The organism is Streptomyces sp. ADI95-17, from assembly GCF_003846175.1.
Classification (GTDB): Bacteria; Actinomycetota; Actinomycetes; order Streptomycetales; family Streptomycetaceae; genus Streptomyces; species Streptomyces sanglieri.
The window spans coordinates 1,276,183-1,303,014 of sequence record NZ_ML123044.1 but is presented as its reverse complement, the minus strand read 5'-3'; the positions used below and the strand labels follow the sequence as shown (position 1 = coordinate 1,303,014).

The 26,832-nt window shown below is 67.7% G+C and carries 19 protein-coding genes; 12 read left to right on the top strand and 7 right to left on the bottom strand.

The genetic code is table 11. The features are described from left to right. The first annotated feature begins 33 nt into the window (after positions 1-33). From nusG to EES42_RS05710, 8 genes are all read left to right on the top strand, one after another. Positions 34-909 (top strand): transcription termination/antitermination protein NusG, encoded by an 876-nt coding sequence (gene nusG / locus EES42_RS05750; protein WP_124716951.1) that lies wholly within the window; start codon positions 34-36, stop codon positions 907-909. Between the two features lie 176 nt (positions 910-1,085). After that, on the top strand, positions 1,086-1,520 hold the full coding sequence (gene rplK / locus EES42_RS05745) for a 50S ribosomal protein L11 (protein ID WP_006126872.1): 435 nt from the start codon (positions 1,086-1,088) through the stop codon (positions 1,518-1,520). An 82-nt stretch (positions 1,521-1,602) separates the two neighbouring features. After that, positions 1,603-2,325, top strand: coding sequence for a 50S ribosomal protein L1 (gene rplA / locus EES42_RS05740; protein ID WP_093540773.1), 723 nt, complete (start codon positions 1,603-1,605; stop codon positions 2,323-2,325). A gap of 162 nt (positions 2,326-2,487) precedes the next feature. Next, positions 2,488-3,399 (top strand): SCO4651 family lipoprotein, encoded by a 912-nt coding sequence (locus EES42_RS05735; protein WP_124716950.1) that lies wholly within the window; start codon positions 2,488-2,490, stop codon positions 3,397-3,399. A 274-nt stretch (positions 3,400-3,673) separates the two neighbouring features. After that, entirely contained in the window at positions 3,674-4,204 is a 531-nt protein-coding gene (gene rplJ, locus EES42_RS05730) for a 50S ribosomal protein L10 (RefSeq protein ID WP_093540771.1), read from the top strand. Positions 4,205-4,315: 111 nt separating this feature from the next. Next, positions 4,316-4,699, top strand: a complete 384-nt coding sequence (rplL, locus tag EES42_RS05725) for a 50S ribosomal protein L7/L12 (protein WP_093540770.1) — start codon at positions 4,316-4,318, stop codon at positions 4,697-4,699. A 618-nt stretch (positions 4,700-5,317) separates the two neighbouring features. Next, entirely contained in the window at positions 5,318-8,803 is a 3,486-nt protein-coding gene (rpoB, locus tag EES42_RS05715) for a DNA-directed RNA polymerase subunit beta (RefSeq protein WP_124716949.1), read from the top strand. A gap of 129 nt (positions 8,804-8,932) precedes the next feature. Next, positions 8,933-12,832 (top strand): DNA-directed RNA polymerase subunit beta', encoded by a 3,900-nt coding sequence (locus EES42_RS05710; RefSeq protein WP_093540768.1) that lies wholly within the window; start codon positions 8,933-8,935, stop codon positions 12,830-12,832. A gap of 97 nt (positions 12,833-12,929) precedes the next feature. Here EES42_RS05710 and EES42_RS05705 read toward each other — a convergent pair whose 3' ends face one another. The 6 genes from EES42_RS05705 to EES42_RS05680 all read right to left on the bottom strand — a co-directional run bounded on the left by EES42_RS05705 (position 12,930) and on the right by EES42_RS05680 (position 19,852). After that, positions 12,930-14,033, bottom strand: a complete 1,104-nt coding sequence (locus EES42_RS05705) for a M48 family metalloprotease (protein WP_124716948.1) — start codon at positions 14,031-14,033, stop codon at positions 12,930-12,932. Positions 14,034-14,056: 23 nt separating this feature from the next. Then, positions 14,057-14,566 (bottom strand): Pycsar system effector family protein, encoded by a 510-nt coding sequence (locus tag EES42_RS05700; RefSeq protein ID WP_124716947.1) that lies wholly within the window; start codon positions 14,564-14,566, stop codon positions 14,057-14,059. Further along, positions 14,563-15,969 carry a hypothetical protein gene (locus tag EES42_RS05695; RefSeq protein ID WP_124716946.1) on the bottom strand — a complete coding sequence of 469 codons (1,407 nt, stop codon included), beginning with the start codon at positions 15,967-15,969 and terminating at the stop codon, positions 14,563-14,565. Before EES42_RS05695 ends, EES42_RS05700 begins: the two co-directional genes overlap by 4 nt. Before the next feature lie 35 nt (positions 15,970-16,004). Continuing rightward, complete coding sequence (locus EES42_RS05690; protein WP_124716945.1) at positions 16,005-18,179, bottom strand: hypothetical protein; 2,175 nt, start codon at positions 18,177-18,179, stop codon at positions 16,005-16,007. Continuing rightward, positions 18,176-18,952 carry a hypothetical protein gene (locus EES42_RS05685; RefSeq protein WP_124716944.1) on the bottom strand — a complete coding sequence of 259 codons (777 nt, stop codon included), beginning with the start codon at positions 18,950-18,952 and terminating at the stop codon, positions 18,176-18,178. The genes EES42_RS05690 and EES42_RS05685 overlap by 4 nt, the downstream gene beginning before the upstream one ends. Positions 18,953-19,081: 129 nt before the next feature. Further along, on the bottom strand, positions 19,082-19,852 hold the full coding sequence (locus EES42_RS05680) for a Crp/Fnr family transcriptional regulator (RefSeq protein WP_124716943.1): 771 nt from the start codon (positions 19,850-19,852) through the stop codon (positions 19,082-19,084). Positions 19,853-20,233: 381 nt separating this feature from the next. Here EES42_RS05680 and rpsL point away from each other — a divergent pair, with 381 nt between their 5' ends. The 4 genes from rpsL (at position 20,234) to tuf (ending at position 24,600) form a co-directional block, all read left to right on the top strand. Then, positions 20,234-20,605, top strand: a complete 372-nt coding sequence (gene rpsL / locus EES42_RS05675; RefSeq protein ID WP_003948652.1) for a 30S ribosomal protein S12 — start codon at positions 20,234-20,236, stop codon at positions 20,603-20,605. A 2-nt stretch (positions 20,606-20,607) separates the two neighbouring features. After that, entirely contained in the window at positions 20,608-21,078 is a 471-nt protein-coding gene (gene rpsG, locus EES42_RS05670; RefSeq protein ID WP_007445917.1) for a 30S ribosomal protein S7, read from the top strand. Between the two features lie 38 nt (positions 21,079-21,116). Then, positions 21,117-23,246, top strand: a complete 2,130-nt coding sequence (gene fusA / locus EES42_RS05665) for an elongation factor G (RefSeq protein ID WP_124716942.1) — start codon at positions 21,117-21,119, stop codon at positions 23,244-23,246. Between the two features lie 160 nt (positions 23,247-23,406). Continuing rightward, the gene (gene tuf, locus EES42_RS05660) at positions 23,407-24,600 is read left to right on the top strand and encodes an elongation factor Tu (RefSeq protein ID WP_072485548.1); all 1,194 of its coding nucleotides are present in this window, start codon (positions 23,407-23,409) and stop codon (positions 24,598-24,600) included. Between the two features lie 113 nt (positions 24,601-24,713). Here tuf and EES42_RS05655 read toward each other — a convergent pair whose 3' ends face one another. Beyond that, positions 24,714-26,780: a PIG-L family deacetylase gene (locus tag EES42_RS05655; protein WP_124717431.1), complete on the bottom strand. Its 2,067-nt coding sequence runs from the start codon at positions 26,778-26,780 to the stop codon at positions 24,714-24,716. Positions 26,781-26,832: the final 52 nt, after the last annotated feature.

The following is a 26,832-nucleotide window of genomic DNA, read 5'->3' as shown; positions in this document are numbered from 1 at the left end:
CCACCCATTTGTATCCAGGAAGAAGCAGCCACCGTGTCTGACCCGAACCTGAACGACGCCGTCGAGCCGACGGCGGGCGCCTTCGAGTCCGCCGAGGACGAGCTCGACATCGTCGAGGCGGCGGACGCCGAGGAGCCGGACCAGGCCGAAGCTGCCGACGCCGCCGCAGGTGAGCCCGCCGAGCAGGCCGCCCTGCACGTCGAGGATGAGGACGAGGAAGAGGCCGCGGAGGCCGACGCCGAATCCGAGAGCGACGAGGACGACGAGGAAGAGGCCGAGCCGGCCGAGCCCGTCGACGCCGTCACCGCCCTGCGCGACGAGCTGCGCGGCCTTCCCGGCGAGTGGTACGTCATCCACACGTACGCCGGTTACGAGAAGCGCGTGAAGGCCAACCTGGAGCAGCGCGCCGTCTCGCTCAACGTCGAGGACTTCATCTACCAGGCCGAAGTGCCCGAGGAAGAGATCGTCCAGATCAAGAACGGCGAGCGCAAGAACGTCCGCCAGAACAAGCTCCCGGGCTACGTCCTGGTGCGCATGGACCTGACGAACGAGTCCTGGGGCGTCGTCCGCAACACTCCCGGCGTCACCGGCTTCGTGGGCAACGCCTACGACCCGTACCCGCTGACCCTGGACGAGATCGTCAAGATGCTCGCCCCGGAGGCCGAGGAGAAGGCCGCCCGTGAGGCCGCCGAGGCCGAGGGCAAGCCGGCTCCGGCCCGCAAGGTCGAGGTTCAGGTGCTCGACTTCGAGGTCGGCGACTCGGTCACCGTCACCGACGGCCCGTTCGCGACGCTGCAGGCGACGATCAACGAGATCAACGCCGACTCGAAGAAGGTCAAGGGTCTCGTCGAGATCTTCGGCCGCGAGACCCCGGTCGAGCTCAGCTTCGACCAGATCCAGAAGAACTAGCGGTTTTCCGCCAGTCTCTGGACACATGCCTACCGAGCAGGTCAGACCGGCTGCAAAGCCCGTCTGACCTGCTCGGTTTTTGGTCGCGCAGCTATACCCGTTATCGTTGTGCGGTATGCCTCCATCCGGATGACCGGAAGGCGGCGAAACACTCTCACTAGGACCCGGAGAGAGCAATGCCTCCCAAGAAGAAGAAGGTCACGGGGCTGATCAAGCTCCAGATCAACGCCGGTGCGGCCAACCCGGCCCCGCCGGTCGGCCCCGCGCTCGGCCAGCACGGCGTCAACATCATGGAGTTCTGCAAGGCCTACAACGCCGCGACCGAGTCGCAGCGTGGCATGGTCGTGCCGGTGGAGATCACGGTCTACGAGGACCGTTCCTTCACCTTCGTGACCAAGACTCCGCCGGCCGCGAAGCTGATCCTCAAGGCCGCGGGCGTGGAGAAGGGCTCCGGCGAGCCGCACAAGACCAAGGTTGCCAAGCTGACGGCTGCCCAGGTCCGTGAGATCGCCACGACGAAGCTCCCCGACCTGAACGCCAACGACCTCGACGCCGCGTCGAAGATCATCGCTGGCACCGCCCGTTCCATGGGCATCACGGTCGAAGGCTGATTCAGCCCCTCACATCCTCAGTGGTAGGGCCAAGCGCTGGCCCGCACCACGACTCCACACCCTGAAACCAACAGGAGTAGAAGTGAAGCGCAGCAAGAACCTCCGCGCTGCGGACGCCAAGGTCGACCGGTCGCGCAACTACGCGCCGCTCGAGGCCGTCCGTCTCGCCAAGGACACCGCCTCCACGAAGTTCGACGGCACCGTCGAGGTCGCGTTCTGCCTGGGTGTCGACCCGCGCAAGGCCGACCAGATGGTCCGTGGCACCGTGAACCTCCCGCACGGCACCGGCAAGACCGCCCGGGTCCTGGTCTTCGCGACCGGTGACCGTGCTGCGGCCGCGGAAGCCGCTGGAGCCGACATCGTCGGCGCCGACGAGCTCATCGACGAGGTGGCGAAGGGCCGTCTGGACTTCGACGCCGTCGTCGCCACTCCGGACCTCATGGGCAAGGTCGGCCGCCTCGGCCGCGTGCTCGGTCCGCGTGGTCTGATGCCGAACCCGAAGACCGGCACCGTCACCCCCGACGTCGTGAAGGCTGTCAACGACATCAAGGGCGGCAAGATCGAGTTCCGCGTCGACAAGCACTCGAACCTGCACTTCATCATCGGCAAGACGTCGTTCGACGACACCAAGCTGGTGGAGAACTACGCAGCGGCGCTGGAGGAGATCCTCCGTCTGAAGCCGTCCGCCGCCAAGGGCCGCTACATCAAGAAGGCCACCCTGGCCACCACGATGGGCCCCGGCATCCCGCTGGACGCCAACCGCACCCGTAACCTCCTCGTCGAGGAGGACCCGGCCGCCGTCTGAGCCCCAGCGCTCGGCAGCAAGCCGCGTCACGTGTGACATTGACGGGCCCCGCAACCTTTCGAGGTGCGGGGCCCGTCCTTGTATCCGTATTGCCGGAGGCTCTGTCGGACCCGTGCGTTAGCGTGAGGCCCCGACAGAGCCGAACGAGGGGTGGAAGCTGACATGAGGACCAGTACCGTGCGACGCGTGTGTCTGTCGGTGGCGGCGGCAGCGGCGCTGACGTCGGTCGCGGCCTGCAGCGGATCGGACAGCGGCAAGAGCGACAAGAGCGACAAGCAGGGCAGCGGCGTCGTCAAGGCCGACCCGATAGCCGCGCTGCTCGACGTACAGAAGAAGACCGGTGGGGAGAACTCGGCGAAGGTCGAGGGCACCACTCAGATGGGCACCACCATGTCCATGAAGCAGACCGGTGTCATCGACTGGACCGACGGTCTCACCGGCACCATGGAGATCACGTACACCGGCGGCAGCATGGCGGACGCCATGAAGCAGTCCGGCGGCACCGGCACGATGCAGGCCCGGTACTTCAAGGACGGTTACGTCGTCAACATGGGCGACGGCTTCGCGAAGCAGACCGGCGGCAAGCACTGGATCAACTACGGCTACGCCGACCTCGCCAAGATGGCGGGCGCCTCCGGCGAGGCGATGAAGCAGCAGATGCAGAACACCACCCCCGACCAGGGAGTGAAGTCGCTGCTGGCCTCCGGCGACGTCAAGAAGGTCGGCAAGGAGGACGTACGGGGCGTCTCCGCCACGCACTACTCCGGCACCGTCGACGTAGCCGCTCTGACCGCGAAGAACTCCGAGCTCGACGCCGACCAGCTGGAGCAGCTGAAGAAGCAGCTGAGCGACGCCGGCATCACCACGGAGACGGTCGACATCTGGGTCGACGACAACGACCTGCTGGTCAAGAAGACCGAGCGCGGCCAGATGAAGACCGGCGAGCTCAACTCCACGGTGTTCTACAGCGACTACGGGACGAAGGTCTCCGTCGAGCAGCCGCCGGCCTCGGACACGGTCGACTTCGCCGAGCTCCTGAAGCAGCAGCAGGGGGCGGGCGCGGGCGCGTCCTGAGCCTCTCCCGCCGCGATGAGCGGGACGGATTTGCTCGCCGCGACTTCGGTCGCGTACTCTCCTACAGAAGCCAAAGACCGCTGGTCGTTGCTGTGCTCTCGCAAGAGGGGACAGTGACCGAAGGATCCGTTGAGTACGGGCGACCTGCGCAGGTGACTGTGGAAAGCTCCCGGATTCGTTCGGTCGAGCTACGCCCTGGCGCCTGCGCCGGGGCGTTTCGTCTTTCCCGGCCCCTTCTGAGCGGTCCTCATCACCCGGAAGGAGGCCGACGCTCATGGCAAGGCCCGACAAGGCTGCCGCGGTAGCCGAGCTCGCGGACCAGTTCCGCAGCTCGAACGCCGCTGTGCTGACCGAGTACCGGGGTCTCACCGTGGCGCAGCTCAAGACGCTGCGTCGTTCGCTCGGTGAGAACGCCCAGTACGCCGTGGTGAAGAACACGCTGACCAAGATTGCGGCCAACGAGGCCGGGATCACTTCGCTGGACGACCAGTTCACTGGTCCGACGGCGGTTGCCTTCATCACCGGTGACCCGGTGGAGTCGGCGAAGGGTCTTCGTGACTTCGCCAAGGAGAACCCGAACCTGATCATCAAGGGCGGTGTCCTTGACGGTAAGGCGCTGTCCGCCGATGAGATCAAGAAGCTTGCGGACCTCGAGTCCCGCGAGGTTCTGCTCAGCAAGCTGGCCGGTGCCTTCAAGGGCAAGCAGTCTCAGGCTGCTTCGCTCTTCCAGGCGCTGCCGTCGAAGTTCGTCCGCACCGCGGAGGCGCTTCGCGTCAAGCTCGAAGAGCAGGGCGGTGCCGAGTAACTCGGCTCGCGCAATGACCGCCGCCCACTAGGGAGACGGTCGCAGCGGGCCGAACGTACGCCCGCCTACATGTACATCCGGCACCTGCCGAATTAGTGGAAGGACGCCATCATGGCGAAGCTGTCCCAGGACGACCTGCTCGCGCAGTTCGAAGAGATGACCCTCATCGAGCTCTCCGAGTTCGTGAAGGCCTTCGAGGAGAAGTTCGACGTCACCGCCGCCGCGGCCGTCGCCGTTGCCGGCCCCGCCGCCGGTGGCGCTGCCCCCGAGGCCGCCGAGGAGCAGGACGAGTTCGACGTCATCCTCACCGGCGCCGGCGAGAAGAAGATCCAGGTCATCAAGGTCGTGCGTGAGCTGACCTCGCTGGGTCTGAAGGAGGCCAAGGACCTCGTCGACGGCACCCCGAAGCCGGTCCTCGAGAAGGTCGCCAAGGAGGCCGCCGAGAAGGCTGCCGAGTCCCTCAAGGCCGCCGGCGCTTCCGTCGAGGTCAAGTGACTCAGGGAGTCTGCTGACTCCTTCTGACGCCTCCTGCCGTACGGCACGGACGTCATCACACGAAGGGCGATCACCCATCCGGGTGGTCGCCCTTCGGCGTACCCGAGGCGGCTGCCTTGCTCTTCCCGCGCCGACGAGTATGGTGATCTTCGCCGTTGCCTCTCGGGGGCGGCCGACCGGCGCCGGGAGGCGGTCGGGTGAGGACCTCGGGGCTTTGTCCCCGCAGGGGGGCCTTGACGAACCGCACGCGGCGCGCAATTCTCAGGACGCGTCGTCACATCGATCCGAATCCGAGGCATGGATCGTGGGCGAAGCGGGCAGTAAAGAAGAGCGCACCACGCGCAAGGGCTAGCCATAGAGGTTGAGAACAGCTGTTGAGAGCAACGTGGGTCTCTGAGAACCCCGACTGGACATCAGTGTGCCGTTTGGCTACACTGACCCTTTGCGCTGCCTGTTAGCTGCCTCCTGCCCGTCACCAGGGGCATGCCCTCGCTTGAGCACCGATGACTGATCGTCTCTGACCTGGCCTTATTCGGTCGAATCAGGAACCGACTGTCACCGTGTCGGCTTGGGACCGGTACGCGCGTAGTGAGTCCGAGCCCTCGGAAGGACCCCCTCTTGGCCGCCTCGCGCAACGCCTCGACCGCGAATACGAACAACGGTGCCAGCACCGCCCCGCTGCGCATCTCCTTTGCAAAGATCAAGGAGCCCCTCGAGGTTCCGAACCTCCTCGCGCTGCAGACCGAGAGTTTTGACTGGCTCCTCGGCAATGCCGCATGGAAGGCTCGCGTCGAGGCTGCTCTGGACAGTGGACAGAACGTCCCGACCAAGTCCGGCCTGGAAGAGATCTTCGAGGAGATCTCGCCGATCGAGGACTTCTCCGGGTCGATGTCGCTGACTTTCCGCGACCACCGCTTCGAGCCCCCGAAGAACTCGATCGACGAGTGCAAGGAGCGCGACTTCACGTTCGCCGCCCCGCTCTTCGTCACCGCCGAGTTCACCAACAACGAGACCGGCGAGATCAAGTCCCAGACGGTCTTCATGGGCGACTTCCCGCTCATGACCAACAAGGGCACCTTCGTCATCAACGGCACCGAGCGTGTCGTCGTGTCGCAGCTGGTCCGCTCGCCGGGTGTCTACTTCGACTCCTCCATCGACAAGACGTCCGACAAGGACATCTTCTCTGCCAAGATCATCCCGTCCCGGGGTGCCTGGCTGGAGATGGAGATCGACAAGCGCGACATGGTCGGTGTCCGCATCGACCGCAAGCGCAAGCAGTCCGTCACCGTTCTCCTGAAGGCTCTCGGCTGGACGACCGAGCAGATCCTGGAGGAGTTCGGCGAGTACGAGTCGATGCGCGCCACCCTGGAGAAGGACCACACCCAGGGCCAGGACGACGCGCTGCTCGACATCTACCGCAAGCTGCGTCCGGGCGAGCCGCCCACCCGTGAGGCCGCTCAGACGCTGCTCGAGAACCTCTACTTCAACCCGAAGCGCTACGACCTCGCGAAGGTCGGCCGCTACAAGGTGAACAAGAAGCTCGGCGCCGACGAGCCGCTCGACGCCGGTGTGCTCACCAGCGACGACGTCATCGCGACGATCAAGTACCTGGTCAAGCTGCACGCCGGTGAGACCGAGACGGTCGGCGAGTCCGGTCGCTCGATCATGGTCGAGACCGATGACATCGACCACTTCGGCAACCGTCGTATCCGTAACGTCGGCGAGCTGATCCAGAACCAGGTCCGTACGGGTCTCGCCCGTATGGAGCGCGTCGTGCGCGAGCGCATGACCACTCAGGACGTCGAGGCGATCACGCCGCAGACCCTGATCAACATCCGGCCGGTCGTCGCCTCCATCAAGGAGTTCTTCGGCACCAGCCAGCTGTCCCAGTTCATGGACCAGAACAACCCGCTGTCCGGCCTGACGCACAAGCGTCGTCTCAACGCGCTGGGCCCGGGTGGTCTCTCCCGTGAGCGGGCCGGCTTCGAAGTCCGTGACGTGCACCCCTCGCACTACGGCCGCATGTGCCCGATCGAGACGCCCGAAGGCCCGAACATCGGTCTGATCGGCTCGCTGGCCTCCTACGGCCGGATCAACGCGTTCGGTTTCATCGAGACGCCGTACCGCAAGGTCGTCGACGACCAGGTCACCGACGAGGTCGACTACCTGACCGCCGACGAGGAGGACCGCTTCGTCATCGCGCAGGCCAACGCGCCGCTGACCGACGATCTCCGGTTCGCCGAGTCCCGCGTGCTGGTCCGCCGCCGTGGCGGCGAGGTCGACTACGTGCCCGGCACGGACGTCGACTACATGGACGTCTCGCCGCGCCAGATGGTGTCCGTCGCGACCGCGATGATCCCCTTCCTGGAGCACGACGACGCCAACCGTGCCCTCATGGGCGCGAACATGATGCGTCAGGCGGTGCCGCTGATTAAGTCGGAGGCCCCGCTCGTCGGCACCGGCATGGAGTACCGCTGCGCCACCGACGCCGGTGACGTGCTCAAGGCCGAGAAGGACGGTGTGGTCCAGGAGGTCTCCGCGGACTACATCACGGTCACGAACGACGACGGCACGTACACCACGTACCGCATCGCCAAGTTCATGCGCTCCAACCAGGGCACCTCGGTCAACCAGAAGGTTGTCGTCTCCGAGGGCGACCGGGTCGTCGCCGACCAGGTCCTCGCCGACGGTCCGGCCACCGAGTTCGGTGAGATGGCCCTCGGCAAGAACCTGCTCGTGGCGTTCATGCCGTGGGAGGGTCACAACTACGAGGACGCGATCATCCTGTCGCAGCGCCTCGTGCAGGACGACGTCCTCTCCTCGATCCACATCGAGGAGCACGAGGTCGACGCCCGTGACACCAAGCTCGGCCCGGAGGAGATCACCCGGGACATCCCGAACGTCTCCGAGGAGGTCCTCGCCGACCTCGACGAGCGCGGCATCATCCGTATCGGTGCCGAGGTCGTCGCCGGCGACATCCTCGTCGGCAAGGTCACGCCCAAGGGTGAGACCGAGCTGACCCCCGAGGAGCGCCTGCTCCGCGCGATCTTCGGTGAGAAGGCGCGCGAGGTGCGCGACACCTCGCTGAAGGTGCCGCACGGTGAGATCGGCAAGGTCATCGGCGTCCGCGTCTTCGACCGCGAAGAGGGCGACGAGCTGCCGCCGGGCGTGAACCAGCTGGTCCGCGTCTACGTCGCGCAGAAGCGCAAGATCACCGACGGTGACAAGCTCGCCGGCCGTCACGGCAACAAGGGCGTCATCTCGAAGATCCTGCCGATCGAGGACATGCCGTTCCTGGAGGACGGCACCCCGGTCGACATCATCCTCAACCCGCTGGGTGTCCCGTCCCGAATGAACCCGGGACAGGTCCTGGAGATCCACCTCGGCTGGCTCGCCAGCCGCGGCTGGGACGTCTCCGGCCTCGGTGACGAGTGGGCCAAGCGCCTGCAGGCCATCGGCGCCGACCAGGTCGCCCCCGGCACCAACGTCGCCACCCCCGTCTTCGACGGTGCGCGCGAGGACGAGATCTCCGGTCTCTTCGAGGCCACGATCCCGAACCGCGACGGCGACCGCCTGGTGCAGCCCTCCGGCAAGGCCAATCTGTTCGACGGCCGCTCCGGCGAGCCGTTCCCGGACCCGGTCTCGGTCGGCTACATGTACATCCTCAAGCTGCACCACCTCGTCGACGACAAGCTGCACGCTCGTTCGACGGGTCCGTACTCCATGATCACCCAGCAGCCGCTGGGTGGTAAGGCTCAGTTCGGTGGTCAGCGATTCGGTGAGATGGAGGTGTGGGCCCTTGAGGCTTACGGCGCCGCATACGCCCTCCAGGAGCTCCTGACGATCAAGTCCGACGACGTGACCGGCCGCGTGAAGGTCTACGAGGCCATCGTCAAGGGCGAGAACATCCCCGAGCCCGGCATCCCCGAGTCCTTCAAGGTGCTCATCAAGGAAATGCAGTCGCTCTGCCTCAACGTGGAGGTGCTGTCCTCGGACGGCATGTCCATCGAGATGCGCGACACGGACGAGGACGTCTTCCGCGCGGCGGAGGAGCTCGGTATCGACCTGTCCCGGCGCGAGCCGAGCAGCGTCGAAGAGGTCTGACGGGTTGGCCGGCCGGATCCCAGTGATCCGGCCGGCTCTCCCCGGACCCGTTCAGACCATTGCTGAAGTGCCCCGTTTTCTCGCCTGACGCGAGGGGGCTCGAACCCCCGAAAGAGGGATTGACGACAAGTGCTCGACGTCAACTTCTTCGACGAGCTGCGGATCGGCCTTGCCACCGCGGACGACATCCGGACCTGGTCCCACGGCGAAGTGAAGAAGCCGGAGACCATCAACTACCGCACGCTCAAGCCCGAAAAGGACGGACTCTTCTGCGAGAAGATCTTCGGTCCGACCCGGGACTGGGAGTGCTACTGCGGCAAGTACAAGCGTGTCCGCTTCAAGGGCATCATCTGTGAGCGCTGTGGCGTCGAGGTCACGCGCGCCAAGGTGCGCCGTGAGCGCATGGGTCACATCGAGCTTGCCGCTCCCGTCACCCACATCTGGTACTTCAAGGGCGTCCCGTCGCGTCTGGGCTACCTCCTCGACCTCGCGCCGAAGGACCTCGAAAAGGTCATCTACTTCGCCGCGTACATGATCACGTTCGTGGACGAGGAGCGCCGTACGCGCGACCTGCCGTCGCTGGAGGCGCACGTCTCCGTCGAGCGTCAGCAGATCGAGAACCGCCGCGACGCCGACCTCGAAGCCCGCGCCAAGAAGCTTGAGACCGACCTGGCCGAGCTGGAGGCCGAGGGCGCCAAGGCCGACGTGCGCCGCAAGGTGCGCGAAGGTGCCGAGCGCGAGATGAAGCAGCTGCGCGACCGTGCGCAGCGCGAGATCGACCGTCTCGACGAGGTGTGGAGCCGCTTCAAGAACCTCAAGGTCCAGGACCTGGAGGGCGACGAGCTGCTCTACCGCGAGCTGCGTGACCGCTTCGGCACGTACTTCGACGGCTGCATGGGCGCCGCCGCCCTGCAGAAGCGCCTGGAGTCCTTCGACCTCGACGAGGAGGCCGAGCGCCTCCGCGAGATCATCCGTACCGGCAAGGGCCAGAAGAAGACCCGTGCGCTCAAGCGCCTCAAGGTCGTCTCCGCGTTCCTGCAGACCAGCAACAAGCCCAAGGGCATGGTGCTCGACTGCGTGCCGGTCATCCCGCCGGACTTGCGTCCGATGGTGCAGCTGGACGGTGGCCGCTTCGCGACCTCCGACCTGAACGACCTGTACCGCCGCGTGATCAACCGCAACAACCGTCTGAAGCGGCTTCTCGACCTCGGCGCGCCCGAGATCATCGTGAACAACGAGAAGCGCATGCTCCAGGAGGCCGTGGACGCCCTCTTCGACAACGGTCGTCGTGGTCGCCCGGTCACCGGTCCCGGGAACCGCCCGCTCAAGTCCCTCAGCGACATGCTGAAGGGCAAGCAGGGCCGATTCCGTCAGAACCTTCTCGGTAAGCGTGTGGACTACTCCGCGCGTTCCGTGATCGTCGTCGGCCCGCAGCTCAAGCTGCACCAGTGCGGTCTGCCGAAGGCCATGGCGCTGGAGCTCTTCAAGCCGTTCGTGATGAAGCGCCTGGTCGACCTGAACCACGCGCAGAACATCAAGTCGGCCAAGCGCATGGTCGAGCGCGGCCGCACCGTGGTGTACGACGTCCTCGAAGAGGTCATCGCCGAGCACCCGGTGCTGCTGAACCGTGCACCCACCCTGCACCGCCTCGGCATCCAGGCCTTCGAGCCGCAGCTGGTCGAGGGCAAGGCCATCCAGATCCACCCGCTCGTCTGCACCGCGTTCAACGCGGACTTCGACGGTGACCAGATGGCCGTGCACCTGCCGCTCTCCGCGGAGGCGCAGGCCGAGGCCCGCATCCTGATGCTGTCCTCGAACAACATCCTGAAGCCGGCCGACGGTCGTCCCGTCACCATGCCGACCCAGGACATGGTGCTGGGCCTGTTCTTCCTCACCACGGACGAGGAGGAGCGCAAGGTCATCGGCCAGGGCCGCTCCTTCGGCTCCACGGCCGAGGCGATCATGGCCTTCGACGCCCGCGAGCTGTCGCTCCAGGCGAAGGTCGACATCCGCTTCCCGGTGGGCACCATCCCGCCGCGTGGCTGGGTGCCGCCGGTCGCCGAGGAAGGCGAGCAGGAGTACCAGCAGGGCGACACGTTCCGGCTGCGTACGTCCCTGGGCCGCGCGCTCTTCAACGAGCTGCTGCCCGAGGACTACCCGTTCGTCGACTACTCGGTCGGCAAGAAGCAGCTCTCCGAGATCGTCAACGACCTCGCCGAGCGCTACCCCAAGGTCATCGTGGCGGCGACGCTCGACAACCTGAAGGCGGCGGGCTTCCACTGGGCGACCCGTTCCGGTGTCACCGTGGCCATCTCCGACGTCGTGGTCCCCGAGGCCAAGAAGGCGATCGTCGCGGGCTACGAGGCGCAGGACGAGAAGGTCCAGAAGCAGTACGAGCGCGGTCTGATCACCAAGGACGAGCGCACGCAGGAGCTCATCGCGATCTGGACCAAGGCGACCAACGAGGTTGCCGAGGCGATGAACGCGAACTTCCCCAAGACGAACCCCATCTTCATGATGGTTGACTCGGGTGCCCGAGGAAACATGATGCAGATGCGTCAGATCGCCGGTATGCGTGGTCTGGTGTCCAACGCCAAGAACGAGACGATCCCGCGTCCCATCAAGGCGTCCTTCCGTGAGGGCCTCACCGTTCTGGAGTACTTCATCTCCACGCACGGTGCCCGTAAGGGTCTGGCGGACACCGCCCTGCGTACCGCCGACTCGGGTTACCTGACCCGTCGTCTGGTGGACGTCTCGCAGGACGTGATCATTCGCGAGGAGGACTGCGGCACCGACCGCGGCCTCAAGCTGAAGATCGCCGTCAAGGGTGCGGACGGTGTGCTCCGCAAGACGGAGGACGTCGAGACCTCGGTCTACGCCCGCATGCTCGCCGAGGACGTCGTGGTGGACGGCAAGGTCATCGCGCCTGCCAACGTCGACCTCGGTGACGTCCTGATCGACGCCCTGGTGGGCGCCGGCGTCGAGGAGGTCAAGACCCGTTCGGTCCTGACCTGTGAGTCCGCGGTCGGCACCTGTGCCTTCTGCTACGGACGCTCGCTCGCCACCGGCAAGCTGGTCGACATCGGTGAGGCGGTCGGCATCATCGCCGCCCAGTCCATCGGTGAGCCCGGTACCCAGCTGACGATGCGTACCTTCCACACCGGTGGTGTGGCCGGTGACGACATCACCCAGGGGCTGCCCCGTGTCGTCGAGCTCTTCGAAGCCCGTACGCCCAAGGGTGTCGCCCCGATCTCGGAGTCCGCGGGCCGGGTCCGGATCGAGGAGACCGAGAAGACCAAGAAGCTCGTGGTCACGCCGGACGACGGCAGCGACGAGATCCCGTTCCCGATCTCGAAGCGCGCCCGTCTGCTGGTGGGCGAGGGCGACCACGTCGAGGTGGGCCAGAAGCTCACCGTGGGTGCCACCAACCCGCACGACGTGCTGCGGATCCTCGGTCAGCGCGCGGTCCAGGTCCACCTGGTCGGCGAGGTCCAGAAGGTCTACAACTCGCAGGGTGTGTCGATCCACGACAAGCACATCGAGATCATCATCCGGCAGATGCTGCGCCGCGTGACGATCATCGAGTCCGGCGACGCGGAGCTGCTGCCGGGCGAGCTCGTCGAGCGCTCGAAGTTCGAGACCGAGAACCGTCGTGTGGTCACCGAGGGCGGTCACCCCGCCTCCGGTCGTCCGCAGCTGATGGGTATCACCAAGGCCTCGCTGGCGACGGAATCCTGGCTGTCGGCCGCCTCCTTCCAGGAGACGACCCGAGTCCTGACGGATGCGGCGATCAACGCCAAGTCCGACAGCCTCATCGGCCTCAAGGAGAACGTCATCATCGGTAAGCTCATCCCGGCCGGTACGGGCCTGTCCCGCTACCGCAACATCCGGGTCGAGCCGACCGAGGAGGCCAAGGCCGCGATGTACTCGGCCGTCGGCTACGACGACATCGACTACTCGCCGTTCGGCACGGGCTCCGGCCAGGCCGTTCCGCTGGAGGACTACGACTACGGTCCGTACAACCAGTAAGCGAGTCGCTTGACCGACCGGAGGGCGGTCACCCCGTTTCGTACGGGGTGGCCGCCCTCCGGCGTTTTCCGCCGGCGTGCCGTGCGGGCGGCCGCTCCTACAGATAGCCCCGCAGGTGATGCAGCCGGGTCGGGAAGTCGGGGTGGGTCGAGAGCAACCGTGCGTGTGCCGATCCCGGCTCCCGCTGTGTCCGCTCTCCACCGACAGCGAATGTCCTGCGCCGGGACTGAGCCCTGTTCGCATGCATGGTCTGGAACACCTCGGCCAGATTCGGTGCGAATCCGAGCTGGGCGGCGTGGCGATCGGCACGCAGTTCGGCACGGCGTCCCACCGCTGCCGACAGATACGGAAGTACGAGAAGCAGCGGAAGCCCGTACAGGATCGCGGCCGCGGTGGAGCCAAGTCCGCCGACCGCCAGCAGCAGGACACCTGTGGAGAGGTAGACGGCACACCGGGCCGGCGTGACGACGGAGCGGGCAACCACCCGGAGGGCGCGCCAGGCTGTCCGGCCGGGCAGCCCGTACCAGTGGCTCAGCAGCGACGACCACGCATGACCGCCGGCGTGGTGTCCGAGTTCGTGGGCGAGTACCGCGGCCAGCTGCCCACTCGGCAGTTGTTCCAGTGCGAACCGGGTGACCCCCACGATGTGACCCGCGGCGGCGTAGGCGTTGAGGTCGTCGCTCTCCTCGACCCAGAGCTGATACACCGCTCCGTCGACCCCGGCGACGGCCGTCACCTCCCGCCAGACGGGCTCCAGCCGTGCGGCCTCCGGGGGCATCGGGCGCCGGAGCCCGAGCAGGTAGCGGGCGAGCAGATCCTCCGTGGGCCGGTGGAAGGCCAGAGCCCCGGACACCAGCCAGAGCGCGGTCGGTATCCAGAACGGAAGCCCGAGAGAGCCGTCCAGGACCGCGCCCACGAGCAGCACCATCAACGTGCTCATCAGGAAGGTGGGCAGCGCCAGCACGAGCTTTCCGAGTGCGGTGACATCCACGCGCCGTTGGCGCGCGGCGTAGTACACGCGCCGGCCCGGCCCGTGCTCGTAGACCAGGTCGTCGAGCGGGGGCGGGGCGGCTGGGGCCGGGACCGGGCCCGGACCCGTGGGAGGTACGGTCCCGCTGCCCGGAGGGAACCGCCCGGGATCTCCGTCCACCGGCACGGGCCCGTCGCCCGGGTCCGGGGGTTGAGGCGCTGATCGATTCATGATCGTCCTTTGCGTGAGGAGCATCAGCCGAGGAGCAGCGAGGCGGGCAGCAGGACCGCACCCACGGAATAGGCGAGCAGCCCCACACGTATCCACTGGTGCTTTCGCACGGCGATCCGGCTGGTTTCGACCAGGGCTGTGACGAGCGCGGCGGCCGGGGCGCTCTCGGTGGCGTCGAGCGCTTCCGCCAACCGGTGCTGACGGGCGGCGCGCCGGATGTCCGCGAAGTAGGTGAGTGGGGCCCCGGGGGACCAGGTACTGGCGCGGTAGCGCGGGAGCACGGCCATCAGCATGGAGAGCAGCGCGACTGTCAGCCCTCCGGCGCCCGTCCACCACAGTGCTGTGGCAGGGTCGGAAAGCAGGCTCGGTCGCCACTCGCTGCCCGCAAGCCAGCCACTGATCACACCTGCGGTCATGCCGAGTGCGGCAACCAGTACGGACGCCTTGCTGTCGGCCCGTGCGATCTCGGACCGCAGATCGAGCAGGAGCCGCGCTCCGGCGTCGCTGTCCGTGGCCGGTGGGATGACGGTCATGTGCGGTGGCCCTCCTTGTCCGGTTCTTCGGCCGCTTCCGTGTTCCTGGCCGTGCCCACGGTTCTCGGCGCGTTCACGGCCCCGGCCGTGCCTGCTTCCCGCAGGGGAGCACTGCCATAGCCCGGTGGCGGCTGCCAGCCGGGGAAGGCGCTCAAGGAGGAGTCCGTCTCAGCATCGGCCTTGCGCAACGGTGTCGCGTCGATCGGGGCCGCGCCCCCACCGTCCGCGGTGTCGACGCCGGTCCGGTCGGGGCCCGGCACGGGTGTGTCCTGCATGACCGCCCCCGGCATCGACACTGTCAGCCGACCCGCGGCCGTGCTCTGCGCGGTGACCCCGGGCAGGTGTTGGTTCAGTACGTCGATCAAGGCCTGGAGGGCTCTCTTCTTCGGCGCCTCCAGCTCGTAGCTCTCCGCGCTGTCGCCATTCAGCAATTCGCCTGCCAGTTCCATCTGCGCCTTGATCATGTGCAGTTGGTCCTGACGCAGGCTGTTCACCACGAGCCCGGTGTCCTGCGGACGGTCGGCCAGATGGAGTGCCCACGCACGGACCCCGCCCTGTTCCAGGTGCTTTTCGTAGAAGGCGATCTTTTCCGCGTTCACCTGCTGCAGCTCCATCTGCCGGCGGGTCCGGTCGACCGCCTCCGCGTGTTGCCACTTCTGCTGCCGCAGCCTCAGTTCATGCTGCTGTTCCTCGAATTCGGCCGAACGCCCCCACTGCAGTGCGTCCTGTTCCCTGACGCGTCGGTCGATCGCGGCGTCGTGCTCCCTGCCGCGCTGCTCGGTGTGGATCTGCTCGGTGGCCGCGTGGTCGATGGACCTCATCCGCCGCACATGGTCGATGACTCCGAGATCCCCACGCATCCGGACGGTCCAGGTCACCGCGAGCCCCGCCCGGGTGCCGAGCGCACCCTGCGCGGGTACCTCCCGCAGCAGCGCCTGCTCCGCGTCCGCGCTCCGGGAGACGGGGTAGCCGCGGGCGACGGGGCGGGCTGCCTGCTCCAGCTCACCGATCAGCAGCCGCGGCACGTCGCGGTGCCGGCTCGCCACGAACCGTGCGGGATCGACGACCTGCCACGACAGCTCGACAGTCACCGCGAACTCGAAGGCGTCGTCGTCGCTGGGCAGGCCGAACTCCTCGCGCACGCGATGGACGCCCATGTCGACCTCGTACACCGAGGTGTAACGCTTCGCGGCCGCCCCGGCCCGGGTGGGGCGGACCGGTGGGAGATAGGTGTCGTAGCAGCCGTCCGGGGCCGAGAAGACCAGGGCGTGATCGATGCGGGTGAGCGGCCGGCGGGCGAATCCGAAGCGGGACAGCTGCCGGACCGTGACCACCGGGTCGGTCAACCGCGATCCGCGGTCGGCCTGCTGGTCCCATTCCGGTGGTCGGCGGAAGTCGGGCATGAGGCACTCTCCTGTGGCTGGGGGTGAGGTGGTGCTCATCGGAGGTGCGGCAGGACGGCCAGCAGCCGGCCTGCCACGGGCGGGGGATCGGTGCCGTCCTCGCCGGGCATGGTCCGCAGAAGATGGCCGATCCGCCGGCACTCCGACGAGGTGGTGACGAGCGAGGGCAGCAGCGCGGCGAGTGCCCACTCCGTAGCGGTGTCGTGGTCGGCCGACAGCACCCAGCGGCGCAGTACTTCGAGGGCGTCCCGGGTGTGGCCACGACTGCCCAGAGCAGTGCGCCACAGCTCACCGATGCCGGTGGCGGCCGGTGTTCGCGCGGCCGATGCCCGTGCGAACCAGGAGAGTACGAGCGGCTGCCCGTGGCGTTCGTCCTGCTCGGTCCGGCGGCAGGCACTGAGGAAGCCACCGAGTGCGAGTTCCGTTGCCGGACGGTCGTCGTGCAGCGTCCTGAGCAGCTCGGCGAGTACGTCGTCGTCGGCCGGCGAAAGCAGCAACAGCTCCACCGCCTCGGCCAGCTGCCCCGGCAGATCCTCGTCCGGGTCCGACTGCTCAGCCTGGTGCCGGGCCGCCGCGCGCAGCGCCGCCAGGGCTTCGGAGGGGCGCTCCGGCCCCATCAGGCCGTGGGCGCGGATGGCCACCCAGCGCAGCGCCGACTCGTCACTCTCGCACCAGGCGTCGAGAATGCGCGGCACGTTGGGGGTGCCCAGGAAGTGGGTGAGCGTGAGCGCGTTGACGGCGACGAGGCGGTGTCTGTACAGGCTGGAGGAAGCCCATGGCTCGATGATCAGCGCCATGGCGGACGGCAGATCGGTGTGGGCGAGGACGGCGACGGTGGAGGCGGCGCGGGTGCGGACGAACGGTCGTCCGTCCTCTGCCAGCTGTCGCAGCCAGCGTACGAGCGCGGGCCGTGCCGAAGGATGCCCGGTCCACATCTCGCGCAGCAGCACGAGCGAGGCCCGTTCGTCCAGAAAGGCGGCCTTCACCTGTCGGACCGGACCCCACTCGGTGGCCTCCTCGTCCTCGAACCGACGGGCGCGCGCCAACTGGAGCCGTTTGCCGATGTGGGTGCCGAAGACCGGGACCTTGGGGAACCGTGTCCCGTTCTCGGTCTCCTGGAGAAAGGCATAGAGCAGGTCACTCAGCTCCGCCGTGAGGGCGTACGGTCCCTCGTCGAAGGCGGCCAGGGCGACCAGGAAGGCTTTCTCCCGCAGATGCAGCACGGTTCCGTCGTCCTCGAACCACTCCTGGACCTGGTCCTGCAACGTGGCCAGGGAGAAGTCCCGGAGTCCTGCGGCGTCGACCTCCCCGGCCGCGTACCTTGCGAGAATCCGGGCGAAACCGGCGACCTCACGCGGCTGGTGGCTGCGTTCGAGGAATGCGGTCACGGCAGGCAGGGACAGCAGCTCGGCCGCGTCGTCCTCGGTCACCAACATGCCCAGGTGCGCGGTGAGGACGTCTCCCGGCAGGGGCGCCTGCCAGCTCACCACCGGTACGTCCTCCAGCAGTGCCGTCGGCCCCACGGTGATCACCAGATACGCGTTCTCGTCCAGCTCCTTGCGGGCGGCCAGCAGGTCCGCCTCGCGCAGCGGCCGGCCGGGCTCGGTGATCAGATCGCAGAGGACATGACCGGTTCGCCCGCCCCGCGCCTCGCCGCCGCCGAGGCCGGCCGTGAGCTGTCCGGGGGTGGTGTCCCGGCTGATCGCCCGGACCGGATGGGCGCCGACCCGGTGCAGCAGCACCAGCGCGGCCGTGCGCCGGCCCGCGTAGTACGGACCCGAGAGCACGAGGACGTGCTCCTCACGAAGCCGGTCGACCAGCGCCTCGAAGTCGGTGCACGCGGGCACGAAGCGGGCCGACAGCTCCTCCAGCGTGGACCGGGCGATCTCGCCCGACGCATGGAGCGAGGAGGACGTGCCGAACTGGTAGATGATCTCTGTCTTGCCGAGATGGATGTCCCCGGAGAAGGTGCCGCCGCCGATGCCGTGGTTGATCCCGCCGAAGACGCCTCCGTCGACCTGGCTGCCGTCCCCGAATCCCATGGTCCGGGGGGTGTGGTTCACCAGGTCCCGCCGGGCCGCCCAGGCGGGCTGCGGGTGGTCGGTCGCCTCGGCCGCCTCCCCGTCGCCCTGATGGTCGTCCTGGGTCTCAGGGACCTGGTCGCCCCCTGCCGTCGGCTGGGGGCGGTGCGGCTGCTCCTCGACGCTCATCGGCGGTCTTCCCCGCCGCCGTTGCCGAGATGGATGTCCCCGGAGAAGGTGCCGCCGCCGATGCCGTGGTTGGTCCCGCCGAAGACACCTCCGGTGACCGTGGCACCGCCGAAGTCGAAAGCCGGTGCCTGTGGGGCGGGAAGAGTGTTGCGGCCGGCCGGTGCGGTGTCCGTCCGCCCGCTCGCGGGACGCGGGTGCTCAGCCGGAGCCGGGCCGTGCAGCCACGCCGGGAGCGGGCCGTTCTTGCTGTCCACCGTGACGGAGCGGAACACCTCGGCCGGCACGCCGGTGTGGCTGTGCTGCACGATCCCCCGGTAGACCTGGTCGGACACACACAGCGCGAAGTCGTCCGCGCTCTCTCGCAGCGCGTTCCTCAGCACCTCCGCGTCCAGCAGCCTGCACGCGTGGTTGAGGTCGCTGCCGACCCAGCCGTCGAGCCCGTCCACGGCGACGTACCCCGAGGCGACCACTCCGCGCAGCCGCATCCGGGCCGAGGCGGAGGCGCGCCGGTTCCGGCTGTGCAACTGGGCCGGTACCTCGGTCAGCAGAGCGCGCAGCAGTGAGATCACCGAGCAGTTGGCGTCGATCAGCTCCATGACGGAGTCGCCACGGTCCGCCCGCCTGCGCCGGGTCTCCTCGATCCCGGCGGCCAGCAGTGCCCGGTCGGTGAGGTCGTAGAGCATGCGGCGCAGATACGCCTGCTCGACATCGTCCCGCTCGCTGTACTTCTCGATGTCGAGCAGCAGGATCGTGCTGTTCACGGGGTCGTTCATCGGGTGCCTCTCGCTCGGGTCTCCGGGGTCGAAGACACGAGCGTGGGGCCGATGGGACTGCGGTGGTGAGGACGGATGACTCACTCGCACTGTGACCGTGTGCACAGTGCCGGGCGGGGACGCGTTCCCTCACCGGAGTGTGCGGGGGCCGTTCTGCGGGGTCTGCGGGGCTTCATGGCCGACGGGCGGTCGAACGGAGTCCTGGGCCCGGGCGATTCGGCGGAGCGAGTCCGGACGCACGATCACCATCGCCCGCCGCCCCGTCAGCACGATGCCTCGTGCTCGCAGGTCCTTCAGCAGCCGCTGGACCATTTCCCTGGACGCGCCGACCGCCCCGGCCAACTCCTGCTTGCTGAGCGGTATGTCGAGTTCGATGCCTTCGTCCGTGCGGACGCCATGGGTGTGTGCCAGATCCAGCAACAGGACGGCGAAGCGCTCCCGTACCGTCATCGCCGCGAACTCAAGACTGCGCCGGTCCGCGGCGCGCGTGCGGTCGGCGGTCAGCGCCAGGAGGGTGAGGGAGATCTCGGCGGAGCCGGTCACGAACGCGCGGAACTTCTCGTGCGGCACGACCACGGCCCGAACGGGGGAGAGCGCGGTCACCGTGGCCGAGCGCGGCCGGCCGGTCAGCGAGGCGGATTCGCCCACGATGTCACCGGGGCCGCGCAGGGCGTGCAGAGCTTCGTAGCCGTTCGGCGCGGATGTGGTGACCTTCGTCCATCCATTGATGATCAACAGGATGTACGAGGACGGCTCGTCCTGTCTGAGCAGAGGCGCCCGAGAGGCGAAACTCAGCTCACGGCCCAGTCCGAGCAGAGACACCCGGTCCTCCCGCTCCAGGCGGGCGAGGAAGGGCACCCGGTCGTCGAGGCCGTCGCCGTCGGCCACGTACGCCGCCATACCGTCCCCCGATCGTCCGCCGCGCGGTTCAATGTACTGAGAATGCGTACGGCCGCACCGGCAAGGTCGTTTTCCTGCCGAGCGCCCGCGGCCGGCTGTCTCGATCCCGTCGGCCATGAGCTACGGAAGTCCGGCGTGTCGCGGCCGGTGGCATTTGTTTTGACCGGAGTCGACGAGGTAGGTACGCTCAGACCTTGTGCCTGGGGTGTGCCTGGGCTCGTGTGCGTGTCCTCAACCGCATGGCGAGTCCGTCAGTGGCTACCGCAATCTGCGCTCCTTCTGCCTTGCGGCAGAAGCCTGCAGTATTCGACACACCCGACCGCGTGGGTCGGTGACGTTCCAGGTTAGTTTCACGAACGGCACACAGAAACCGGAGAAGTAGTGCCTACGATCCAGCAGCTGGTCCGGAAGGGCCGGCAGGACAAGGTCGAGAAGAACAAGACGCCCGCGCTCGAGGGTTCGCCCCAGCGCCGCGGCGTCTGCACGCGTGTGTTCACGACCACCCCGAAGAAGCCGAACTCGGCCCTCCGTAAGGTCGCGCGTGTGCGTCTGACCTCCGGCATCGAGGTCACGGCCTACATCCCGGGTGAGGGACACAACCTGCAGGAGCACTCCATCGTGCTCGTGCGTGGTGGCCGTGTGAAGGACCTGCCGGGTGTTCGTTACAAGATCATCCGCGGCTCGCTCGACACCCAGGGTGTCAAGAACCGCAAGCAGGCCCGCAGCCGCTACGGCGCCAAGAAGGAGAAGTAAGAATGCCTCGTAAGGGCCCCGCCCCGAAGCGCCCGGTCATCATCGACCCGGTCTACAGCTCTCCTCTTGTCACCTCGCTGATCAACAAGATCCTGCTGGACGGCAAGCGCTCCACCGCCGAGCGAATCGTGTACGGCGCCATGGAGGGCCTCCGCGAGAAGACCGGCAACGACCCGGTCATCACGCTGAAGCGCGCGCTTGAGAACGTCAAGCCCTCGCTTGAGGTCAAGTCCCGCCGTGTCGGTGGCGCCACCTACCAGGTGCCGATCGAGGTCAAGCCCGGTCGCGCCTCCACCCTCGCACTGCGCTGGCTCGTGGGTTACTCCCGCGCCCGCCGTGAGAAGACCATGACCGAGCGCCTCATGAACGAGCTGCTCGACGCCTCCAACGGTCTTGGCGCTGCTGTCAAGAAGCGTGAGGACACCCACAAGATGGCCGAGTCCAACAAGGCCTTCGCGCACTACCGCTGGTAGTCGCTACCCACATCGAGACCGAGAGAAGATTGAGCCTTATGGCCACCACTTCGCTTGACCTGGCCAAGGTCCGCAACATCGGGATCATGGCCCACATCGACGCGGGCAAGACGACCACCACTGAGCGGATCCTGTTCTACACCGGCGTCTCGTACAAGATCGGTGAAGTCCACGACGGCGCTGCCACGATGGACTGGATGGAGCAGGAGCAGGAGCGCGGCATCACGATCACGTCCGCCGCGACGACCTGCCACTGGCCGCTCAATGATGTTGACCACACCATCAACATCATCGACACCCCCGGTCACGTCGACTTCACCGTCGAGGTGGAGCGTTCGCTCCGCGTCCTCGACGGTGCTGTCACCGTGTTCGACGGTGTGGCCGGCGTCGAGCCGCAGTCCGAGACCGTCTGGCGTCAGGCGGACCGCTACGGCGTGCCGCGTATCTGCTTCGTCAACAAGCTCGACCGCACCGGTGCCGACTTCCTCCGTTGTGTCGACATGATCGTCCAGCGCCTCGGCGCGGTCCCGATCGTCATGCAGCTCCCCATCGGTGCGGAGGCCGACTTCCGAGGCGTCGTCGACCTCGTGTCGATGAAGGCCTTCGTGTACCCCGAAGAGGCCGTCAAGGGCGAGATGTACGACACCGTCGAGATCCCGGACAACCTCAAGGAGGCTGCCCAGGAATGGCGCGGCAAGCTCCTTGAGGCCGTCTCCGAGAACGACGACGAGATGATGGAGCTGTACCTGGAGGGCGTCGAGCCCACCCAGGAGCAGCTGCACGAGGCGATCCGCCGGATCACCCTCGCATCGAAGGGCAGTGCCGACTCCGTCACCGTCACCCCGGTGTTCTGTGGCACGGCGTTCAAGAACAAGGGCGTCCAGCCCCTGCTCGACGCGGTCGTCCGCTACCTGCCTTCCCCCCTGGACGTCGAGGCCATCGAGGGCCACGACGTCAAGGACCCCGAGAAGGTCATCAAGCGCAAGCCCTCGGACGACGAGCCGTTCTCCGGCCTGGCGTTCAAGATTGCCAGCGACCCGCACCTCGGCAAGCTCACCTTCGTCCGGATCTACTCCGGTCGCCTCGAGGCCGGCACCGCGGTGCTGAACTCGGTCAAGGGCAAGAAGGAGCGCATCGGCAAGATCTACCGCATGCACGCGAACAAGCGTGAGGAGATCGCGTCGGTGGGCGCCGGCGACATCATCGCCGTCATGGGCCTGAAGCAGACCACCACCGGTGAGACGCTGTGTGACGACAAGAACCCGGTCATCCTGGAGTCCATGGACTTCCCGGCGCCGGTCATTCAGGTCGCCATCGAGCCCAAGTCCAAGGGTGACCAGGAGAAGCTGGGTGTCGCCATCCAGCGCCTCTCCGAGGAGGACCCGTCCTTCCAGGTGCACTCCGACGAGGAGACCGGCCAGACCATCATCGGTGGTATGGGCGAGCTTCACCTCGAAGTGCTCGTCGACCGCATGAAGCGCGAATTCCGCGTCGAGGCGAACGTCGGCAAGCCGCAGGTCGCGTACCGCGAGACGATCCGCAAGGCCGTCGAGCGCATCGACTACACGCACAAGAAGCAGACTGGTGGTACCGGCCAGTTCGCGAAGGTGCAGATCGCCCTTGAGCCCATCGAGGGTGGCGACGCGTCCTACGAGTTCGTCAACAAGGTCACCGGTGGCCGCATCCCCCGTGAGTACATCCCCTCGGTGGACGCGGGTGCCCAGGAAGCCATGCAGTTCGGCATCCTGGCCGGCTACGAGATGGTCGGCGTCCGCGTCACCCTTCTCGACGGTGGTTACCACGAGGTCGACTCCTCCGAGCTCGCCTTCAAGATCGCCGGTTCGCAGGCGTTCAAGGAGGGTGCTCGCAAGGCGTCCCCCGTGCTCCTGGAGCCGATGATGGCCGTCGAGGTCACCACGCCCGAGGACTACATGGGCGATGTCATCGGCGACCTCAACTCCCGCCGTGGCCAGATCCAGGCCATGGAGGAGCGCAGCGGCGCTCGCGTCGTGAAGGGCCTCGTGCCCCTCTCGGAGATGTTCGGCTACGTCGGAGACCTCCGCAGCAAGACCTCGGGTCGCGCAAGCTACTCGATGCAGTTCGACTCCTACGCCGAGGTTCCGCGGAACGTCGCCGAGGAGATCATCGCGAAGGCCAAGGGCGAGTAACTCTCCCGAGCTCACGCTTTAGGCTTGTCACCGGAGCCTGGTGGGGCATTCGTCGCAGAGCGGAAGTTCTGCGGTGAATGCCCCCGGCACCGGCATCCCAGCAAAGATCACCTGGCGCCGATGAAGCAAGGCGTACAGAACCACTCCACAGGAGGACCCAGTGGCGAAGGCGAAGTTCGAGCGGACTAAGCCGCACGTCAACATCGGCACCATCGGTCACATTGACCACGGTAAGACGACCCTCACGGCCGCCATTACCAAGGTGCTGCACGACGCGTACCCGGACCTGAACGAGGCCTCGGCCTTCGACCAGATCGACAAGGCTCCCGAGGAGCGCCAGCGCGGTATCACGATCTCGATCGCGCACGTCGAGTACCAGACGGAGTCGCGTCACTACGCGCACGTCGACTGCCCGGGTCACGCGGACTACATCAAGAACATGATCACGGGTGCCGCGCAGATGGACGGCGCCATCCTCGTGGTCGCCGCCACCGACGGCCCGATGCCGCAGACCAAGGAGCACGTGCTCCTGGCCCGCCAGGTCGGCGTTCCGTACATCGTCGTCGCCCTGAACAAGGCCGACATGGTGGACGACGAGGAGATCCTGGAGCTCGTCGAGCTCGAGGTCCGTGAGCTCCTCTCCGAGTACGAGTTCCCGGGCGACGACCTTCCGGTCGTCAAGGTCTCGGCGCTCAAGGCTCTTGAGGGCGACAAGGAGTGGGGCCAGACCGTCCTCGACCTGATGAAGGCCGTCGACGAGAACATCCCGCAGCCCGAGCGTGACGTCGACAAGCCGTTCCTGATGCCGATCGAGGACGTCTTCACGATCACCGGTCGTGGCACCGTCGTCACCGGTCGTATCGAGCGCGGTATCCTGAAGGTCAACGAGACCGTCGACATCGTCGGTATCAAGCAGGAGAAGACCACCACCACGGTCACCGGCATCGAGATGTTCCGCAAGCTGCTCGACGAGGGCCAGGCCGGTGAGAACGTCGGTCTGCTCCTCCGTGGCATCAAGCGCGAGGACGTCGAGCGCGGCCAGGTCATCATCAAGCCCGGTTCGGTCACGCCGCACACCGAGTTCGAGGCCCAGGCCTACATCCTGTCGAAGGACGAGGGTGGCCGTCACACCCCGTTCTTCAACAACTACCGCCCGCAGTTCTACTTCCGTACCACGGACGTGACGGGCGTTGTGACCCTTCCCGAGGGCACCGAGATGGTCATGCCGGGCGACAACACCGTCATGAGCGTCTCGCTGATCCAGCCCGTCGCCATGGAAGAGGGCCTGAAGTTCGCCATCCGTGAGGGTGGCCGGACCGTGGGCGCCGGCCAGGTCACCAAGATCGTCAAGTAATTACCTGACTGTCTGACCTGGTTGCTCCGCACAGAGCACCGAGAAGGGCCCCGGCCCGCCGCGCGAGCGGTGGACCGGGGCCCTTCTTCATGTGCGGGGGAGAGAGGGACCGTTCAGGGGCGCCAGATCCAGGGCCGGGCGTCCGGGCCCATCGCCACCACCGTCGGCCGTCCGTCCTTCCCGACGTGCAGGGCCGGCCCGTCCAGCGCCACCGGCCCGCGCCGCCGTACGAAGTGTCCTCGGGGCGTACGGAGCTGGAGGAGGCCCGAGGCGGTGCGGCCGAGCAGCACCGGGGCGCCGGGCGACCCGCCGGCGGCCACCGGTCCGTACCCGTCCAGGCCCGCCCGGCCCCCGGTCAGCCGCCCGTATCCGTCGATACCGGTCTCGTCGGCCGTCTCCCCGGTCCGTACGGTCGTCACGGCGGCCTTCGCCGCCGCCCGGTAGAACAGCTCGACGGTGCCGTCCGCCCCGGGCAGCGCGGCCGGTCCGTCCCCGGGCACCGGCACCCCGGAGATCTGGGTGCGGGCGGTCAGCGCCTCGCCGGGCGCGTCCTGCGTCCAGTGGTGCACCGCGAACCGGCCCGCCGCGTGGACATGGACGCACCCCTCGGCGTCCACCACGGCACTCAGCCCGTCCTGGATCTCGCCACCGCCCATGTCCTGCCACCCGCTCCACCGGCCGGCCGTGTCCCGTACCCGGGTGCTGACGCCCTTCTCCGCGTTCCGTACGAAGAGATGCGCCCGCCCGTCCGGCGCGGCGACCGCGACCGGGACGCCGATCCGGCGCCCGCCTTCGTGGCCGTGCACCGGGTTCCCCAGCCCCTGCCAGGCGCGGAAGGGGCCGCCGGGGGAGCGCTGCTCCAGCGCGACGATCTCGCGCTCGTTGTCCGCGCCGTGCCCGCCGATCGCCGAGAACCGCAGCCCGAAGAGCAGATGGCGCCCGTCCGGCAGCGTCGCGCTCCCGAGCACCGGTGCGAGCGGTCCGCCGCCGAGGTCGTCCGGCGCGTCCCACGCCCCGCTGCCAGGCGTGCTCTCGCGCCACCGCACCGCCCGCAGGCCCAGCACCCCGTAGGCGACGAGCCGGCCGTCCGGTTCGGCGGCGACGGCGGGGCGGGGGCCCGGGTAGCGGTAGTGGGTGGAGCGCACCCAGCCCTTCCGGTTGGTCAGCGGCCGGTCGCCGCCCACGTTGTAGTCCCCGCAGCCCGCCGGATTGCCGCACCGCCAGTCCGCGGAGCCGCCGTACGGCACCAGGTGCGACGCCTTCTCGGCCAGCACGGTGGGCGGCAGGTTCTTCGGCCAGTGCCGGTTGTAGTAGGCCCGGAACGCCGTGGTGGCGAAGCTCGGCACCTGTCCGCCGTCCCGGGTGGTCCGGGCCACCCACCGGATCAGCGACGCCCAGGTGAACAGCGCCGCGGCGGTGTGGTCGGGGTGGTCGGAGTAGCCCTGCTGCTCGCTGTCCCGGCGCCGGACGGCCTCGCTGCTGTGCTGGATGTCGGGGTCCGGGTCCATGGTGTGCAGGACGCTCGGCCGGTACCGCTCGAACAGTCCGGCCAGTACGTCGATCAGTCCGTCGTAGGTGTACGAACCCGCCTTCCTGAGCGGGGAGCCGTCGGCGACGACGGTCGGCAGCACCAGCCGCCGGTCCTGCCAGAGGCTGGGCAGGCCCAGACGCCCGTACGTGGTGTGCATGGCGGTGTTGATGAAGATCAGCTCGACCCGGCGGCCGCGGTTGGCGAGGGAGTCGATCTCGGCGCGGTGGCCGCCGTGCAGCTCGATGACGGACTTCTGCCACGGGGCGAACCTGCCGAGGCCCAGCAGGGTCGCGTACGCCTGGCGGAGCCCCTGGTGGCGCGAGGAGGAGTACGCGGCCTTGTCGGGCACGGGCACCGGGCGGCCCGGCATGCGGTTTATGCCGGTGGCCTCACCGCCGGTCAGATAGACGCAGACCAGCGGTGTTCCGGCGTCGAGGGCCTGCTGGGTGTCCGGGTTCATGAAGTACAGGTCGTCGTCCGGGTGGGCGAGGATCTGCATCATCAGGGCCGGGTGCGAGGTGCTTATCGGCAGTCCGGGCGTCGGGTCCGCGGCCGGATCGCGGCGGCGGGGCGGCGAGGGCGCCGTGCAGGCGCTGAGGGCCGCCAGGCCGGTCGCGCCGGCCGCCGCCAGCAGGGTGCGCCGCGGCATTCCCGGGCGGGCTGCGCGCAGGGCGGGTCGATCCGTCACACCGTGCTCCGTC

Coding starts and splice junctions, on each gene's coding strand:
- rplK (WP_006126872.1), top strand. CDS start 1,086: ATGCCTCCCAAGAAGAAGAAGGTCACGGGGCTGATCAAGCTCCAGATC.
- EES42_RS05735 (WP_124716950.1), top strand. CDS start 2,488: ATGAGGACCAGTACCGTGCGACGCGTGTGTCTGTCGGTGGCGGCGGCA.
- rplJ (WP_093540771.1), top strand. CDS start 3,674: ATGGCAAGGCCCGACAAGGCTGCCGCGGTAGCCGAGCTCGCGGACCAG.
- rplL (WP_093540770.1), top strand. CDS start 4,316: ATGGCGAAGCTGTCCCAGGACGACCTGCTCGCGCAGTTCGAAGAGATG.
- EES42_RS05705 (WP_124716948.1), bottom strand. CDS start 14,033: ATGAATCGATCAGCGCCTCAACCCCCGGACCCGGGCGACGGGCCCGTG.
- EES42_RS05700 (WP_124716947.1), bottom strand. CDS start 14,566: ATGACCGTCATCCCACCGGCCACGGACAGCGACGCCGGAGCGCGGCTC.
- EES42_RS05695 (WP_124716946.1), bottom strand. CDS start 15,969: ATGCCCGACTTCCGCCGACCACCGGAATGGGACCAGCAGGCCGACCGC.
- EES42_RS05690 (WP_124716945.1), bottom strand. CDS start 18,179: ATGAGCGTCGAGGAGCAGCCGCACCGCCCCCAGCCGACGGCAGGGGGC.
- EES42_RS05685 (WP_124716944.1), bottom strand. CDS start 18,952: ATGAACGACCCCGTGAACAGCACGATCCTGCTGCTCGACATCGAGAAG.
- EES42_RS05680 (WP_124716943.1), bottom strand. CDS start 19,852: ATGGCGGCGTACGTGGCCGACGGCGACGGCCTCGACGACCGGGTGCCC.
- rpsG (WP_007445917.1), top strand. CDS start 20,608: ATGCCTCGTAAGGGCCCCGCCCCGAAGCGCCCGGTCATCATCGACCCG.
- fusA (WP_124716942.1), top strand. CDS start 21,117: ATGGCCACCACTTCGCTTGACCTGGCCAAGGTCCGCAACATCGGGATC.
- EES42_RS05655 (WP_124717431.1), bottom strand. CDS start 26,780: ATGCCGCGGCGCACCCTGCTGGCGGCGGCCGGCGCGACCGGCCTGGCG.